This window comes from Nonomuraea sp. NPDC005692 (genome assembly GCF_040631115.1).
Taxonomy (GTDB): domain Bacteria; phylum Actinomycetota; class Actinomycetes; order Streptosporangiales; family Streptosporangiaceae; genus Nonomuraea.
The window spans coordinates 283275-299611 of the sequence record NZ_JBEXYU010000004.1; the positions used below are offsets into that span (position 1 = coordinate 283275).

Here is a 16337-nt window from a genome sequence, read left to right on the forward strand (position 1 = left end):
TCAGGTCAGGTTGAACGAGTCGGGGTCGGGCCCGATCCGCCGCCCCGCGTTCATCGCCCCGATGGCCGCCATGTCCTCGGTGTCGAGGATGAAGTCGAACACGTCGATGTTCTCCTCGATCCGCGACGGCGTGACCGACTTGGGGATCACCACGTTGCCGAGCTGCAGGTGCCAGCGGAGCACGATCTGCGCGGGCGTCTTGCCGTACTTCTCCGACAGCACGCGCAGCGCCGGGTCGGCCAGCAGCCCCTTGCCCTGCCCGAGCGGGCTCCACGCCTCGGTCAGGATGCCGTTGGCCTCGTGGAAGGCCCGCATCTCGCGCTGCTGGAAGTACGGGTGGAGCTCGATCTGGTTGATCGACGGCGTGATGTCGGTCTCGTCCATCAGCCGGGTCAGGGTGGCGACGGTGAAGTTGGAGACCCCGATGGCCTTGGCCCGGCCGTCCCGGTAGATCTTCTCCAGCGCCCGCCAGGCCTGCACGTACCTGTCCTGCTCCGGGGCCGGCCAGTGGATCAGGAAAAGATCTACGTAGTCGAGGCCCAGGCGGGCCAGGCTCTCGTCGAAGGCCTGCTCGGCGCGCCCGTGGTCGGCGTTCCACAGCTTGGTGGTGACGAACACCTTCTCCCGCGGCACCCCGGCGGCGCGCACGGCCCGGCCGACGCCCTCCTCGTTCTCGTAGGCGGCGGCGGTGTCGACATGCCGGTATCCGGCGCGCAGCGCGGTCCCCACCGCGTGCTCGGCGTCGTCGGCAGAGACCTGCCAGACGCCGAAGCCGAGTTGTGGTATCTGCACACCGTCGGTGTTGAGCATCAGCGAGTTCATACCCTCCATTGTTCACGTGTCGTTTCTTGCGGCTTAAGCAGGCCGGGCTACCTTGAGGCGGGTCGTGCAAGGCCATCCACCGGCTGGGGGAAACAGAGTGGTGAGACAGGCGTCGGCCTGGGTGGAGTCTCCGCTCCAGATGCTGTGCGCCGTCGAGGCCCACCACGCCGGGCTGCTCGGCCCGGACACCGTGGTCGTGCCGCGCGCCGGCCTGCGTCCGCTGCGCGCCACCCGCAAGGAGCTGCGCCGCCTCGACCTGCCCGCCGGCCTGGTGCTGGACGAGCCGCGCGAGCGCATGCCGCGCCGCGTCCAGGCCGTGGGCGACGCGTTCTCCGGCAAGGTCCAGATGCGCTGGCTGACCTCCGATCCCGGCCACATCGTCGTCGTGGACGACGGCCTGGCCACGCTCAGGCTGCTCGAACTGCTGGCCGCCGGGCCGTTCCGGCCGCTGCTGCGGGCGCGGGCGACCCCTTCGCGGGCGCGCGCCCTGCTCGGCCTGGCCGCCGCGGTGCGGCTGCGGATGAGCCGGGTCTCGGTCTTCACCGCCCTGCCCGTGCCCGACGAGCTGGCCGCCGCCGTCCGGGGGGTGGGGGTCGACCTCGTCCGCCACGACTTCGCCTGGTTGCGCGCCCAGCCGCCGAGCGCCCAGGGGCCCGCCGAGCGCACGGTCGTCCTCGGCACCTCCCTGGTCCGCAACGGCCTGGTCCACCGCGACCACTACCTGCGCTGGCTGACCGACCTGGCCGGGCGCGAGCCGCTGGCCTACTACCCGCACCGCCGCGAGGACCCCGTCGACCTGGCGCTGATCAGCGAACGTCCCGGCATCACCGTGCACGACGCGGGCGTGCCGGCCGAGCTGACGCTGCGCGGCCTCGACGCCGGGCAGCGGGTGCTCAGCCTGCCCTCGACCGCGATCACCTCGCTGCGGGTGCTGCTCGGCCCGCGCGGCGTCGAGGTCGAGCCGGTGGACGTTCCCGACGACTGGTGGACGAGCAGGGCGGCCCCCGGCCTGCGATCGCATTTGACAGGAGCTTCCAGGTGAGGGTGCTGGCGGTAGCCGACTCCGACTCGTATCTGAAGTGGGCGGCCTGCCTGCTCGACGACCTGCCCGCGGGCTGCGAGAGCGAGCTGGTGGTGGTGCGCACCCCGATCGCGCCCTCCCCGGAGCAGATCGCGGCGGCGGTGGGCGGGCGCGTGGCGCCCCCGGTGTTGTCGGCGCGGTCGTTGCGCCGCCTGGCCGAGCGCACCCGGCCCGACGCGATCCTGGTGGGCTGCACGGGCCCGGTCGTGGACGTCCTGGTGGCCGACGTGCTGGCCGGGCTGCGGCCTGCGGGTCGGGCACGACCGGTGTTCGTCAGCGGGCTGCCCGGCATCTCGGTGCCGGCCACGGAGAAGGCGTGGTTGTTCCGCAGCGGCTGCGACCTGTTCGTGGTGCACAGCGAGCGCGAGGTGGCCGAGTTCGCCGCGATCGCCGGCCGGCTCGGCGGGGGAGGGGCGGTCGGGCTGGCCCGGCTGCCGTTCCTGCGGCCCGGCGCGGTGTCCGGCGGCGGCGACCGGGTCGTGTTCGCCACCCAGGCCAAGGTGCCGCGGGCGCGGGAGGAGCGCGAGCGGGTGCTCACGGCGCTGGCCGAGCTGGCCGGACGCCGGCCCGGCCTGGAGGTCGTGGTCAAGCTGCGCGCCCTGGAGCACGAACGCCAGACCCACAACGAACGCCACCACTACCAGCGGCTGTGGCGCGAGATGGGCGAGCCGGGCAGGCTGACGTTCGCGGCCGGGTCGATGCACGAGCAGCTGTCGCGGGCGGCCGGGTTCGTCACGGTCAGCTCGACGGCCGCGCTGGAGGCCGTCGCCATGGGCGTGCCGTCGCTGGTGCTGAGCGACTTCGGCGTCAGCGCCGAGATGATCAACCTGGTGTTCGAGGGCAGCGGCCTGCTCGGCACGCTCGACGACCTGGCCCTGGGCGACTTCCGCACGGCCGAGCCGCGGTGGTGCGAGGCCAACTACTTCCACCCGGCCGGCCGCGACGACTGGGCGGCCCGGCTGGCCGGCCTGGCCGCGGACGGGACACGTCCGCCCGCCCGCTCGCTGCTGGACGGCCCCGAGCACGCCGCGGCCCGCCGCCGGGCCAGGTTGCGGGTGGAGGTGCCGCCCACGATGTTGCGGGCGGGCTACCGGGCCAAGCGGCGGGTGCGCCGCTATCTCAGATCGCTGACCTGATCTTCCTGCGCAGCCTGGACAGCGCCGAGGGCGGCTCGGCCAGCCCCAGCGTCTCCAGGCGCTTGCGCTTGAAGTAGCGCCCGTCGAACGTGCCGCCCGACGGGCGCAGCTCGGGATAGGCGTCGGCCTGCATGCAGTAGCCGACCGCGCGCACCAGCGCGGGCAGGTCCGTGCGCGGCGGCTCGTCGATCACGCCGTCGGCGCCCAGCCGGGGCAGCAGCGCGTCCACGATCGTGGCCGGCACCCTGTTGCTGTTCTCGTACGGCGTGAGCCGGTCGAGCACCAGGCCGGTGCCGAAGGAGGCGACCGGCAGGCCGAAGTAGCGCCGGGCGGTCACCAGGCCGGTGGAGAAACAGCCGACGACCAGCTCGGGCCGCAGCGCCGCGAAGCACACCTCGGCCGGCACGCTCTCCCCGGCCACCGTCAGCCGCACCCCCAGCGGCCCGGCCGCCGCGCGCAGCAGTTGCGCGTGCCGGCGTCCGGCGGCCGGGTGGGGCTTGAACAGCACGTCGGTGCAGCCGCGGGCGGACAGCGCGCGCAGCATCGAGGCGTGCAGCCCGGCCTCCTCCTCCGGCGTGACGATCTCCAGCGCCGACAGGTACTGGCCGAGGATCACCGCCTGGCCGCCGGGCAGGTCCGGCGCGGTGGCGGCCACCTCGTCCACGACCGCGCGGAAGCGCTCCTCGGGCAGCACGACGGGCGGCACGCCGTACTCGCTGAGCAGCAGCGGGGTCAGGCCGGGCACCAGGTCCAGGTGGAGCAGCCGCTCGATGCGGCGGAAGATCTCCGCGGGCAGCGGGTCGCGGGTCGGCCCGTAACTCATCAGGCCGTCGGAGTAGACGGTGATCGGGCAGTCGCGCACCAGGCCGGCGATCGTGCGCGCGGGCGGCACCGCGATCGACTCCAGCACCAGCTCCTCGACGTCGTCCAGCGCCAGGTGGGAGCGGATCAGCCGCTCGAACATCGGCACCTCGATGACCCGCGCCCGCCAGTCGGAGGGGTGCAGCGGGGCGATCAGCTCGTTCCAGGAGTGCACCTCGTCGAAGCGCGAGCGCAGGGCGGCGAAGCCGGGCGTGCCGTCGAGCGGCACCGACACCTCGGGGATCGCCGCGTTGTTCGACACGATCAGCACGCGCCGGCCCGCGCCGAAGCGGCCGTCGTCGACGGCCGCGGCCAGGGACATCGCGCCGAACAGCGTCGAGGCGTAGAAGACCTTCATCAGGAGTCCTCCCGATCCCGGCGGATCCGGACGTGGGGGCTGGGTGGAATGTCGGGCACCAGGGCGCGCAGCACGGCCTCCCGCTCGACGGCCATCCGCGACACGGCGTCGGCCACCAGGGCGGGCGGCAGGCCGCGGACCATCTGCGCGCCCCGCTCCTCGAACCGGGCGCGCAACGCGGGCGTGAACCGGCCCGCGAGCTCCAGGTGGTGGGCCAGCAGCGCGCAGAAGTTGCGCACCGCCTTGGGCAGGAACTCCGGCTCCAGGTCCTTGAAGACCAGCTCGAAGGCGTCGAAGAAGTGCAGCTGCCGCTCGTCGCCGACCTGCGTCAGCGACCCGGACACCAGCCGCCGGTAGAACACCCCGGCCATCGGCACCACCGCGAACGTGGCCGCCTCCCGGTGCAGCCGCCAGATCCACGGCCGGTCCTCGGCGGTGTGCAGCGAGCCGGGGAAGTGCAGCAGGTCCCGCAGCGAACGCCGGTAGACCCCGGCCCACGCGTACGGGTAGTCCACCATGGTCCGCACCCCCGCCGGCAGGATCGCCGAGCGGGGGTCGAGCACCACGCCGCGGCGCGACAGCGGGGCCCGGTGCACCACCCGCTTGCGCCCCTCCACCTGAACGTGGTCGACGCGCACGAAGTCGCAGCCGAGCCCGTCGATGGCCGCCACCAGCCCGGCCAGGTAGCCGGGCGCCAGCCAGTCGTCGCCGTCCATGAACGTGACGAACCGCCCCGAGGCGGCCGACAGCCCGGTGTTGCGGGCGTCGGCCAGGCCCACGGGGGCGGGGTTGCGCAGCACGGCCAGGCCGGGCAGGTCGCGGGCGAAGTCGGCGATGATGTCCGGGGTGGCGTCCACGGAGCCGTCGTCCACGACGATGAACTCGAAGTCGTGCCGGGCGTTGCGGGCGAGGGAGGTGAGCGCGTCGGCGATGAAGCGCTCACCGTCCCGCACCGGCACGACGACGGAGAGAGTGGTCGGCGTCATGACTCAGACGGTCACCCGGCGCAGCCGGGCCTTGGGCGCCTCCTCGCCGGGGAAGACGCGCTTGACGCCGTCGCCCATGGCCTGCTCGATGATGCGGATGTCGCGGACGAGGTGCTCCAGCCCGGACGGCTCCAGCGAGGCGGCGTGGTCGGAGCCCCACATGGTGCGGTCGAGCGTGATGTGCCGCTCGACGCAGACCGCGCCCAGGGTGACCGCGGCCAGCGAGATCTGCAGGCCGCGCTCGTGCCCGGAGTAGCCGACCGGCACGCCGTAGCGCTCCTTGAGCGTGGTGATCGTGCGCAGGTTGGCCTCCTCCGGCGGCAGCGGGTACGTGGAGGTGGCGTGCATCATGATCAGCCGGTCGGTGCCGAGGATCTCGACCGCCTGGTCGATCTCCGACAGCGTGGACATGCCGGTGGACAGGATGAGCGGCTTGCCGGTGGCCGCCAGGGCGCGCAGCAGCTGGTGGTCGGCGACGCTGGCCGAGGCGATCTTGTGCGTCAGCACGTCCATGTCCTCGAGGAACTCCACGGACGGCACGTCCCACGGCGAGGCGAACCAGTGCAGGCCGCGCTCGTCGCAGTACTTCGCGATCTGCCGGTACTCGTCGTGGCCGAACTCGGTGCGCTCCTTGTACTCCAGGTACGTCATCTCGCCCCACGGCGTCTGCCTGATCTGGCCCTTCTGCTCCTCGGGCACGCAGATCGCGGGGGTGCGCTTCTGGAACTTGACCGCCTGGCAGCCCGCCTCGGCCGCCACGTCGATGAGCCGGCGGGCGAGGTCCAGGTCGCCGTTGTGGTTGATGCCGATCTCGCCGATCACGTACACGGGCTCGCCGTCGCCGACCAGCACGTCGCCGATCGCGACCGGGCCGAGCCGCGGCCGGGCCTTGGCCTCGGCGACGGGCGGCTCGGGCCGGGCGGCCACCACCAGGTCGCACAGCTCGCGCACCGCGCCGGAGCCGCCGGGCCTGGTCAGCACCACGCGGGCGGCGGCGCGCACGCGCGGGTGCGCGTCGGGGGTGGCGATCGGCCAGCCGACCTCGGCCATCGGGCCCAGGTCGTTGACGTCGTTGCCGACGTAGGCCACGCGCGCCGGGTCCAGGCCCTCGATGGCCAGCCAGTCGCGCAGCACGATGCGCTTCTCGGCCAGGCCCTGCAGCACGGGCACGCCCAGCTTGCGGGCGCGGGCGGCGACGACCGGGTTCTGCTCGGTGGACATCACCAGCACCTTGACCCCGGAGCGGCGCAGCAGCGAGACGCCCATCCCGTCCGAGCGGCTGACCAGGACCATCTCCCGGCCGTCGGAGTCGATGTAGGCGCGGTCGTCGGTGTGCACGCCGTCGAAGTCGGTGATGACCGCGTCCACGTCGATCGGCTCGGGCTTGTCGATGAACGGCGCGAGGGCCCGCACCAGCTCCAGGTCCTCGGGGTCGTCGACCTCGATGGCGTGCTGCGGCGGCACCGGCTGCACGGCGACCTCGCCGAAGAAGCGGTGGCCGTGCTCGCGCAGGCCGGCGGTGCGCATGACGTAGAAGGCGCCGTTCTCGCGGAACTGCGGCTCGCGGTCCTGCCTGCGCTGCCGGACGGCGGGGTCGTGGTTGACGCCCGCGCCCGCGGCCGTCCACAGGAACTCGTGCGTCGGCAGCCCGGACACGACCGAGTCGGCCTCGCCGTCCAGGACCTTGCGCACGGCCGCCGACAGGTCATCGGGGTCGATGAACGCGCTGGTGCACTGCACCAGGACGACCACGTCCGGGTCCGCGCCGAGCGCGTCCAGGGCGTGCAGCACGGCCGACTCGCTGGAGGCGGTCGCGCCGCTCAGCTCCTCGGGCCGCGTCACCACGGTCGCCCCCGCCGCGCGGGCGGTCTCGGCGATCTGCGGGTGGTCGGTGCTGACCACGACCTGGTCGACGAGCTCGGCCCGCAGGCATGCCCGTACCGCTCGGGTGACCAGCGGGACGCCCCCGACCAGGGCGAGGTTCTTCAGGGGTACGCCCGCCGAACCTCCGCGGGCGGGAACAACGGCCAGGACTCGCAAGTGTCTTCTCCTCAGTGCATCGGATCGCACCCAGAAGCTAGAGGCCCGGATTGAACGGGCAGCGTCACCGCCATTAACTTTCCATGGGGATCCGGTAGAGCAACTCTGGCCGGCCCACCCCGCCGTACTGCGGCACCCGTACCGCCATCCCCAGCTCGACCAGGTGTTCCAGGTAGCGGCGGGCGGTCACCCGCGACACCCCGACGGCCTGCGCCACGCTCTGCGCCGAGCTGCCGCCGGGCCGTTCGCGCAGTCGCGCCGACACGGTGTCCAAGGTGTCGCGGGCCAGCCCTTTGGGCAGCTCGGAGCTGCCGCGCAGGGTGCCGAGCACCCGGTCGACGTCGCCCTGGGCGACGATCACGCCGGTGTCCTGCCTGAACCGGGCGTAACGCGCCAGCTTCTCGGCCAGGGTCGCGTAGGTGAACGGCTTGAGAAGGTACTGGGAGACGCCCAGCGACACCGCCGAGCGCACGGTCGCCAGGTCGCGCGCCGAGGTGACGGCGATGACGTCGCACAGCAGCCCGCCGGCCCGCACCGCGCGGCACACCTCCAGGCCGTGCATGTCGGGCAGGTACAGGTCGAGCAGGATGAGGTCGACCGGCCGGCCGCGCAGGAACCGCAGCGCCTCGCCGCCCGAACGCGCCACCCCGGCCACCTCGAAGCCGGCCACCCGCTCGACGTAGACCCGGTTGGCCTCGGCGGTGATCTCCTCGTCCTCCACGATCAGCACGGAGACCGGCGCGCCCGCTCCGGGGCCGGGGTCCGGCCTGCTCATCGCACCCGCTCCGGGACCGGCAGCCGCACCGTGAACGCCGACCCGGCCACCTCGATCGTGCCGCCCAGCCGCCGCACCGCCTGCCCGACCAGCGCCAGGCCGAGCCCGTGACCGTCGCCCTTGGTGGTCCAGCCCTTCGCGAACGCCTCCGGCGCGGTCAGCCCCGGCCCGTCGTCGGCCACCCTGATCACCACCCCGTCCCGGTCCGTGCACAGCTGCACCTCGACCCTGGTGGCCGCGTCGAGGGCGTTGTCGACCAGGTTGCCGACGATCGTCACCAGGTCGCGCGGGTCCAGGCCCAGGTCGTCGAGGTCGCTGTCGGGCGTGAGCACCAGCTCGCCGCCGCGTTCTGCCGCCTCGGCGCTCTTGCCGAGCAGCAGCGCGGCCAGCACCGGCTCGCGCACCGCGCCCACCACCCGGTCGGTCAGCTCCTGCGCCGCGCGCAGCTCGGCCGTGCCCAGCGCGACGGCCTGCTCGGTGCGTCCCAGCTCGACCAGCGTGATCACGGTGTGCAGCCGGTTGGCGGCCTCGTGCGCGGCCGAGCGCAGCGAGTCGGCGAAGCCGCGTTCGGCGTCGAGCTGCCCGGCCAGCGCCTGCAGCTCGGTGTGGTCGCGTACGGTCACCACCGTGCCGAGCCTGCTGGCCGCGCCGTTGACCGCCAGCACCCGGTCGCCGGCCAGGTGCACGCGTTCCTCATGGCCCTCCAGCAGCGCCGACAGGCCCAGCTCGGCCATGTGCCGGCCCTCGGCGTCCGACGGCAGGTCCAGGAGCTGCCTGGCGGCGTCGTTGCAGAGCGTCAGCGTGCCGTCGCCGCCGACCAGCAGCAGGCCCTCCCGCACGGCGTGCAGGACGGCGTCGTGGTGATCGTGGATGCGGCCCAGCTCCACCGGGCCGAGCCCGTGGGTCTGGCGGCGCAGCCGTACGGTGACCAGCCACGTCCCGGCCGCGCCGAGCCCGAGCGCGAGGGCGGCGACCAGGCCGCTCCAGGCCACCTGGTCGCGCAGCCGGGCGCTGATCCGGTCGATCGTGATGCCCGCGCTGACCAGGGCCCGGACCCGGCCGCCGGACCACACGGGCGTCACGGCCCGCTTGGAGGGGCCGAGCGTGCCGGTGTAGGTCTCGACGAAGGTCTGGCCGGCCAGGGCCCGCCCGGTGTGGCCGAGGAAGCGCCGGCCGATCTCGGCCGGGTTCGGATGGGTGTAGCGCGTGCCGTCCGGCTTCATGATGGTGACGAAGTCGACGCCCGTCTCCTTGCGCACCCGTTCGGCGTACGGCTGCAGGGTCAGGGTCGGCTCGGGGCCGTCGAGGGCTGCGGCCACGCCCGGCGCGGCGGCCACGCTGACCGCCACGGCCCTGGCCGTGGCGCCCGCCTCCTCGGTGAGCAGGCGGTGGGCCTGCACCAGCGCGAGCACCGCGCAGCCCGTCACGGCGACCGCGACCACGAGCAGCTGCAGGACCAGCATCTGGCCCGCCAGGCTCCAGCGGCGCATGAGCCCCCCTTGCGTGAACGAAACTTACTCAATCGTGACGTGGGTCACAGCGAGCCGCATAGTCGCACGACCGGCCCCTTTTTCCAAAGCGGTGGAGACCCCTCATGCGTGATCGCTCTCGTTACCTGTACCTGGCCGTCATCGTGGCGGTCCTGCTCGGCATCCTGGTCGGGTTCGTCTGGCCGGAGGCGGGCAAGGAGCTCAAACCCCTCGGCACCGGGTTCGTGGCGCTGATCAAGATGCTGATCAGCCCCATCATCTTCTGCACGATCGTGCTCGGCATCGGCTCGGTACGCCAGGCCGCCAAGGTCGGCAAGGTCGGCGGCCTCGCGCTCGGCTACTTCATGGTGATGTCGACCGTGGCCCTGGTCATCGGCCTGCTGGTCGGCAACGTCATCGACCCCGGCTCCGGGCTGCACCTGACCGACGCCGCCCGGCAGGCCGCCGAGGCCGAGGCGGCCAAGGGCGAGGCCACCGGCGGGGTCGACTTCCTGCTCGGCATCATCCCCGTCACGCTGGTGTCGGCCTTCACCGAGGGCTCGGTCCTGCAGACGCTGCTGGTGGCGCTGCTGGCCGGGTTCGCGCTGCAGGCCATGGGCGAGCGCGGCGCGCCGATCCTGCGCGGCGTCGAGCACGTCCAGCGGCTGGTGTTCCGCATCCTGGCCATGGTCATGTGGGCCGCGCCGGTCGGCGCGTTCGGGGCCATCGCGGCCGTGGTCGGCGCCACCGGGATCGAGGCGCTCAAGAGCCTGGCCATCATCATGATCGCCTTCTACGTCACCTGCCTGCTGTTCGTGGGCGTGGTGCTGGGCGCGCTGCTGTGGCTGGTCGCCCGGGTCAACCTGTGGTCGCTGCTGCGCTACCTCGGCCGGGAGTTCCTGCTGATCCTGTCCACGTCGTCGTCGGAGACGGCGCTGCCGCGGCTGATCGCGAAGATGGAGCACCTCGGCGTGAGCCGGACGGTGGCCGGCATCACCGTGCCGACCGGCTACTCCTTCAACCTCGACGGCACCGCCATCTACCTCACCATGGCCACGCTGTTCATCGCCTCGGCCACCGGCGCGCCGCTGCAGGTCGGCGAGCAGGTCTCGCTGCTGCTGTTCATGATGATCGCCTCCAAGGGCGCCGCGGGCGTGACCGGGGCGGGCCTGGCCACGCTCGCCGGCGGCCTGCAGTCGCACCGCCCCGAACTGGTGGACGGCGTCGGCCTCATCGTCGGCATCGACCGGTTCATGTCCGAGGCCAGGGCGCTGACCAACTTCGCGGGCAACGCCGTGGCCACCGTCGTGGTCGGCACCTGGACCGGCGACTTCGACCGGGAGCGGGCCGCCGAGGTGCTGGCCGGGCGGGCGCCGTTCGACGAGTCCACGCTGATCGACGAGGAGGACGACCGCCCCGAGCCGGAGCCGGAGCGGCGGACCGTGCGCGTCTAGGGTTTGCGGCCGATGCCCGCGTACCCCATGCGGGCGAAGTCCTCGTCGTAGAAGGGCGGGCTCTCGGGGTCGGTGAACGGGAAACCGAGCTCCGGCCCCTTGCCCGTGGCCAGACCGGGCGGGATCAGCTCGAAGTCGCCGAAGAAGGCGGCGATCTCCTTGCCCGGCCGCGGGCAGAACGGCGCGTTGGCCCGCCGGTAGAACTGGCTGACGCGGGCCACACGCTCGGGCGCGTGGTCGGTGCCGACGTGCGACAGGGCCAGGTAGCTGCCGGGCGCGAGCGCGTCGCGGTAGGCGGCCACGAAGCCCTGCGGGCGGTCGGTGTCGGGGATCAGGTGCAGCAGGAACATCATGAGCACCGCGACGGGCCTGTCGAAGTCCAGCAGTCCGCGCACCTCGGGGCTGTCCAGCACCTCCCGCGGGCGCCGGACGTCGCCGTGCAGCATGGCCACCTGCTCGGGGCCGGCCAGCAGGGCCCGCCCGTGGGCGGCCACCACCGGGTCGCTGTCCACGTAGACCACGCGGGCCTGCGGCGCGTACCGCAGCGCCACCTCGTGCACGTTCTCGGCGGCCGGCAGGCCGGAGCCCAGGTCGAGGAACTGGGTGACACCCTGCTCGCACAGGTACCGCACCACCCGGCCGATCAGCAGCCGGTTCTCCCGCGTGCCGTCCCTGACCTCCGGCATCGCGCTCAGCACCAGCTCGGCCAGCTCGCGGTCGGCCGGGAAATTGTTCTTTCCGCCCAGGAAGTAGTCGTACATGCGCGCGGTGTTGGGGATGTGAGGATCCACGCCCTGGGGGACTTCTTGCGTCATGAGGGCATGATCCACTAACTGGCTGCCGGAAATCTACGCTTTCGACATCAGATGGCGGGAAGCCGCAGGACGAACCGCGCCCCGCCCGGACGGTCCTCCACGCGGACGCTGCCCCGGTGGGCCATCGCCACGTCCCTGGCGATGGCCAGGCCGAGCCCGGTGCCGCCGGAGTCGCGGCTGCGGGCGGCGTCGAGGCGGGTGAACCGCTCGAAGATGCGCTCGCGGTCGGCCTCGCGGATCTCCTGGCCGTCGTTCTCCACCGCCAGCACGGCCGTGCCGCCCCTGGCCGGGCCCGCCTCCCTGGTGACCACGACCCGCACCATGGTCTCGGCGTGCCGCTGGGCGTTGTCCAGCAGGTTCGTCAGCACCCGGGCCAGTTGCAGGCGCACGCCCTCGACGACCACGCCGTCGGTCAGCTCCAGCCGGGTGGGCAGCTTGTCGCTGCGCACGGCCAGCTCCTGCCGGACGAGCCCGGCCAGGTCCACCGGCTCCCTGGCGACGTCCACCCGGGAGCCGATCCTGGCCAGCAGCAGCAGGTCGGTGATGATCGCCTCCAGCCGGTCGGTGTCCCGCAGGGCGCTGTCCACCAGCGCCTCGACGTCGGTGTCCTCCGGGTAGAGCTGGGCGCTCTCCAGCTGGGCGCGCAGCCCGGCGATCGGGGTGCGCAGCTCGTGGGAGGCGTCGGAGGCGAACTGGCGCTGCTGCAACGCGGAACGTTCCAACCGGGCCAGCGTGTTGTTGACGGCCTTGGCCAGCATGGCGACCTCGTCCTCGCCGCCCGGCTGGGTGACCCGGTGGCTCAGGTCGCCGGCGCTGACCGCGTCCAGCTCGGCGCGCATGGTCGCCACCGGGCGCAGCGCGCGGCCGGTGACCAGCCAGGTCGCCCAGGCGGTGAGCGCGATCAGCACCGCCACCTGGGAGAACACGATCACCTCCAGCGTCTGCGAGGCCAGCACCTCCGGGGTGCTGCGGCCGGCGTAGACGATGGGGGAGTCCTCCGACATGCCGGCCTTGACCGCCGACAGGTGCACGCACTCGGTCGGCAGGCAGTTGGTGGTGTTGACCACCCGGCTCTCGGCCGTGGGCCGCACGTCGCTGAGCGGCGGCAGGTTCCTGGCCGCGTCGCTGCTGGCCAGGACGCGGCCGTCGGTGCCGACGATCTGGATCAGGTCGATGGACGGGTTGGGCACCGGGATCGTGGTGCCCTGCGGCGGCAGCCCGCCCGCGCGCATCTCCGAGGCCACCCGCTCGGCGGTGTCCCGGGTGTCCCGGTAGACGCCGGCCGTCACCAGGGAGCGCGAGACGATGCACCCGGCGATGCCCACGGGGATCAGCACGAGGGCGGCTACGGCCGTCGCGATGAGGGTGACGCGTCCGCGCAGGGAGCGGGCCCACAGGGGTGGCACTCCCCGAGACTACTAACCGTCATTGCCGCCAAATGCCGCGTCAAGGGAAAGGTTCCCCCAACCTCAACGCTGGATCCACACGGTGGTGTCCGGCGGGACCGAGCCGTCGGCCGCCAGCGGGCCGCTGGCCAGCAGCACCGTGCCGGGCACGACCGGGGCGACCGGGTCCTCGCCGGTGTTCAGCATCACGACCAGGCCCGGGTCGCGCTGGACGGCCAGCACGTCCTCGGGAGCCTCCAGCCACCGCAGCGTGCCGCCGCCGAGCGCCGGGTGCTGCTTGCGCAGCCGGAGCGCGGCCCGGTAGAGGTTCAGCGTGGAGTCGGGGTCGTGCTCCTGGGCCTCGGCCGACAGCAGCGTCCACGACGGCGGGATCGGCAGCCACGGGTCGCGCCAGCCGCAGCCCGGCTCGCTCGTCCACGGGATCGGCACCCGGCAGCCGTCGCGGCTCTCGCCGGTGCGCCGGAAGGCCGGGTCCTGGCGCAGCTCGTCGGGCAGGTCGAGGACCTCGGGCAGGCCCAGCTCCTCGCCGTTGTAGAGGTAGGCAGAGCCGGGCAGGGCCAGCATGAGCAGCGTCGCCGCGCGGGCGCGGGCCAGGCCGCCGTGCCGGGTGACGTGGCGGGGCTTGTCGTGGTTGGACAGCACCCAGGTGGTGGGCGCGCCGACCAGCTCGGCCTCCGCCAGCGACTTCTCGATCACCGTACGGAACGACTTGGCGTGGAAGTCGGCCATCATGAACTCGAAGTTGAACGCCTGGTGCAGCTCGTCCGGCCCGACGTAGCGGGCCAGCCGCTCGGGCGAGGACACCCACGCCTCGGCGACGGCCATCCGGCCGCCGGGGTAGGAGTCGAGGATCGGCCGCCACTCCCGGTAGATGTCGTGCACGCCGTCCTGGTCGAAGTAGGGCACCTGCTCGTCGCCCAGCATCTCGGCCTGGCGGCCCTCCTTCGGGCCCACGTCGGGCAGCCCCTCGGCCTTGACCATGCCGTGGGCCACGTCCACGCGGAAGCCGTCCACGCCCCGGTCCAGCCAGAAGCGCAGGACGTCGCGGAACTCGGCGCGCACTTCAGGGTTGTCCCAGTTGAGGTCGGGCTGTTCCGGCGCGAACAGGTGCAGGTACCACTGGCCGTCCTCGACCTGGGTCCAGGCCGGGCCGCCGAAGATCGACTCCCAGTCGTTGGGCCGGTCGCGGAAGATGTAACGGTCGCGCAGGCCGGCCTGGAACCAGGGGTGCCGGTCCGAGGAGTGGTTGGGGACCAGGTCCACGATCACCCGGATGCCGCGCTCGTGGGCCTCGGCGACCAGGGCGTCGAAGTCGGCCAGCGTGCCGAACATCGGGTCCACGTCCCGGTAGTCGGCCACGTCGTAGCCGCCGTCGGCCATGGGCGAGGTGTAGAAGGGGCTCAGCCAGATCGCGTCCACGCCCAGCCCGGCGAGGTGGCCCAGGCGTTCCCGCACGCCCTTCAGGTCGCCGGTGCCGTCGCCGTCGGCGTCGGCGAAGCTCCGGGGGTAGACCTGGTACACGACGGCGTCCCGCCACCAGTCGTCGTTGCCGAGCATGGCTTTCCTTCCCCCGATGTCCGTGATGTCTGGTGCAGGATGTCGCGCGTCCTTGCGACAGGTCAAGTGCAAGTTTCGGAAAGTTGCAGATTCCCCGTACGGCCGTTATCGCGGGTGCGGCGAGGTCAGCGCGTCCTGGGTCGGATGTGGTTCCGGTAACGCTCTTTCGCAAGTTCTTCCAATTCTTGCAAAGAGCCGCTAACGTCCCGGAAACGTAAGCCGTGAACAGCGGCGGATAACGATCTTCGGCGGCGGCGCACGCAGGCGTCGCCGCTCCTCCATGACCTCGGGAGGTCTCATGCGTGTACGGGTCCTGGGAGTGGCCGCCCTCTCCACCCTCGCGTTCGCCGCTACGGCTTGTGGTGACTCCGGCTCGACCGCCCCGTCGGCGCAGCCCAGCGGCTCGGCCTCGGCCTCGGCTCCGGCCCCGGCGGCGGGTGGCACGCTGGTCATCTGGGCCGACCCGAGCCGGGTCAAGCCGCTCAAGCCCTTCGCCGACCGGTTCGGCACCGAGAACGGCGTGACCGTCGAGGTGAAGGAGATCAGCAAGGACAACCAGATGACCTTCCTGACCGCCTCCCAGCAGGGCAGCGGCCCGGACATCATGATCGGCGCGCACGACTGGATCGGCAACCTCGTCCAGAACGGCGCCATCGACCCCGTCACGCTGACCGACGAGCAGAAGGCGGCCTTCTCGGAGATCGCCATGAAGGCGGTCACCTTCAACGGCCAGGTGTACGGCGCCCCGTACGCGGTGGAGAACATCGCCCTGATCCGCAACACCAAGCTCGCCCCCGACGCCCCCGCCACGATCGACGAGATGATCGACAAGGGCAAGGAGCTGAAGAAGGCCGGCAAGGTCAAGGAGGTGCTCTGCCTGCCCGTCGGCGTCAAGGGCGACGCCTTCCACGCCTACCCGCTGTTCGCCTCCGCGGGCGGCGCGCTGTTCGGCCGGACCGCCGCCGGCGACCCCGACCCCAAGCAGGTGCTGCTCGGCTCCGAGGGCTCGGTCAAGGCGTTCGGCAAGCTGAAGGAGCTCGGCGAGAAGGGTGACGGCGCGCTCAAGACGTCGGTCACCAACGAGAACTACATCGTCAACTTCGCCGCCGGCAAGTGCGCCTACCTGATCTCCGGCCCGTGGGCCATGAGCGAGGTCAAGAAGGGCGGCATCTCCTACGACATCACGCCCGTCCCGGCGTTCAAGGACGGCAAGCCGGCCACGCCGTTCGTCGGCGTCCAGTCGTTCTTCGTGGCCGCCAAGGGCAAGAGCAAGGCCCTGGCCCAGGAGTTCGTCGCCAACTACGTCACCAACAAGGACGTCGCCAAGGCCCTGTACGAGGCCGACCCGCGGCCCCCGGCGCTGACCGCCGCCCTCCAGGAGGTCCAGGCCGCCGACCCCGACGCCGCCAAGTTCATGGACGCCGGCAAGAGCGGCATGCCGATGCCCGCCATCCCCGAGATGGCCGCGATCTGGGAGCCGTTCGGCATCGCGGAGACGGCCGTGGTCAAGGGCGGCGACGCGGCCAAGGCCGCCGCGGCCGCGCAGAAGGCCATCGACGGCGCGCTCAAGAACTGAC

General features: G+C 72.6%; 13 protein-coding genes. 4 read left to right on the forward strand and 9 right to left on the reverse strand.

Annotated features, from left to right (window positions below; all coding sequences use genetic code 11):
• Nucleotides 1–822, reverse strand: a complete 822-nt coding sequence (locus ABZ459_RS11955) for an aldo/keto reductase (protein WP_357969162.1) — start codon at nt 820–822, stop codon at nt 1–3.
• A gap of 100 nt (nt 823–922) precedes the next feature.
• Here ABZ459_RS11955 and ABZ459_RS11960 point away from each other — a divergent pair, with 100 nt between their 5' ends.
• Nucleotides 923–1864 carry a hypothetical protein gene (locus ABZ459_RS11960; protein ID WP_357969165.1) on the forward strand — a complete coding sequence of 314 codons (942 nt, stop codon included), beginning with the start codon at nt 923–925 and terminating at the stop codon, nt 1862–1864.
• On the forward strand, nt 1861–3039 hold the full coding sequence (locus tag ABZ459_RS11965; protein WP_357969167.1) for a DUF6716 putative glycosyltransferase: 1179 nt from the start codon (nt 1861–1863) through the stop codon (nt 3037–3039). Before ABZ459_RS11960 ends, ABZ459_RS11965 begins: the two co-directional genes overlap by 4 nt.
• On the opposite strand, the gene ABZ459_RS11970 is transcribed toward ABZ459_RS11965, so the two are convergent.
• The 5 genes from ABZ459_RS11970 to ABZ459_RS11990 all read right to left on the reverse strand — a co-directional run bounded on the left by ABZ459_RS11970 (nt 3023) and on the right by ABZ459_RS11990 (nt 9549).
• A complete protein-coding gene (locus ABZ459_RS11970; protein ID WP_357969169.1) occupies nt 3023–4258 on the reverse strand; it encodes a polysialyltransferase family glycosyltransferase in 1236 nt (411 codons plus the stop codon). The two genes, ABZ459_RS11965 and ABZ459_RS11970, sit on opposite strands and share 17 nt — an antisense overlap.
• Nucleotides 4258–5244 (reverse strand): glycosyltransferase family 2 protein, encoded by a 987-nt coding sequence (locus ABZ459_RS11975; protein WP_357969171.1) that lies wholly within the window; start codon nt 5242–5244, stop codon nt 4258–4260. The genes ABZ459_RS11970 and ABZ459_RS11975 overlap by 1 nt, the downstream gene beginning before the upstream one ends.
• A 3-nt stretch (nt 5245–5247) precedes the next feature.
• Nucleotides 5248–7284 (reverse strand): N-acetylneuraminate synthase family protein, encoded by a 2037-nt coding sequence (locus ABZ459_RS11980; protein ID WP_357969173.1) that lies wholly within the window; start codon nt 7282–7284, stop codon nt 5248–5250.
• 73 nt (nt 7285–7357) lie between these two features.
• The gene (locus tag ABZ459_RS11985; protein WP_357969175.1) at nt 7358–8059 is read right to left on the reverse strand and encodes a response regulator; all 702 of its coding nucleotides are present in this window, start codon (nt 8057–8059) and stop codon (nt 7358–7360) included.
• Complete coding sequence (locus tag ABZ459_RS11990) at nt 8056–9549, reverse strand: ATP-binding protein (RefSeq protein ID WP_357969178.1); 1494 nt, start codon at nt 9547–9549, stop codon at nt 8056–8058. Before ABZ459_RS11990 ends, ABZ459_RS11985 begins: the two co-directional genes overlap by 4 nt.
• 104 nt (nt 9550–9653) lie before the next feature.
• On the opposite strand from ABZ459_RS11990, the gene ABZ459_RS11995 reads away from it, so the two are divergent.
• Nucleotides 9654–10982 carry a cation:dicarboxylase symporter family transporter gene (locus tag ABZ459_RS11995; protein ID WP_357969180.1) on the forward strand — a complete coding sequence of 443 codons (1329 nt, stop codon included), beginning with the start codon at nt 9654–9656 and terminating at the stop codon, nt 10980–10982.
• Here the strand turns inward: ABZ459_RS11995 and ABZ459_RS12000 are convergent.
• From ABZ459_RS12000 to ABZ459_RS12010, 3 genes are all read right to left on the reverse strand, one after another.
• Complete coding sequence (locus ABZ459_RS12000) at nt 10979–11797, reverse strand: SAM-dependent methyltransferase (protein ID WP_357969183.1); 819 nt, start codon at nt 11795–11797, stop codon at nt 10979–10981. The two genes, ABZ459_RS11995 and ABZ459_RS12000, sit on opposite strands and share 4 nt — an antisense overlap.
• A 47-nt stretch (nt 11798–11844) precedes the next feature.
• Complete coding sequence (locus ABZ459_RS12005; protein WP_357969185.1) at nt 11845–13203, reverse strand: ATP-binding protein; 1359 nt, start codon at nt 13201–13203, stop codon at nt 11845–11847.
• A gap of 63 nt (nt 13204–13266) precedes the next feature.
• Nucleotides 13267–14760 carry a glycoside hydrolase family 13 protein gene (locus tag ABZ459_RS12010; protein ID WP_357969188.1) on the reverse strand — a complete coding sequence of 498 codons (1494 nt, stop codon included), beginning with the start codon at nt 14758–14760 and terminating at the stop codon, nt 13267–13269.
• Nucleotides 14761–15058: 298 nt separating this feature from the next.
• Here ABZ459_RS12010 and ABZ459_RS12015 point away from each other — a divergent pair, with 298 nt between their 5' ends.
• On the forward strand, nt 15059–16336 hold the full coding sequence (locus ABZ459_RS12015; RefSeq protein WP_357969191.1) for a maltose ABC transporter substrate-binding protein: 1278 nt from the start codon (nt 15059–15061) through the stop codon (nt 16334–16336).
• Nucleotide 16337 lies beyond the last annotated feature (1 nt).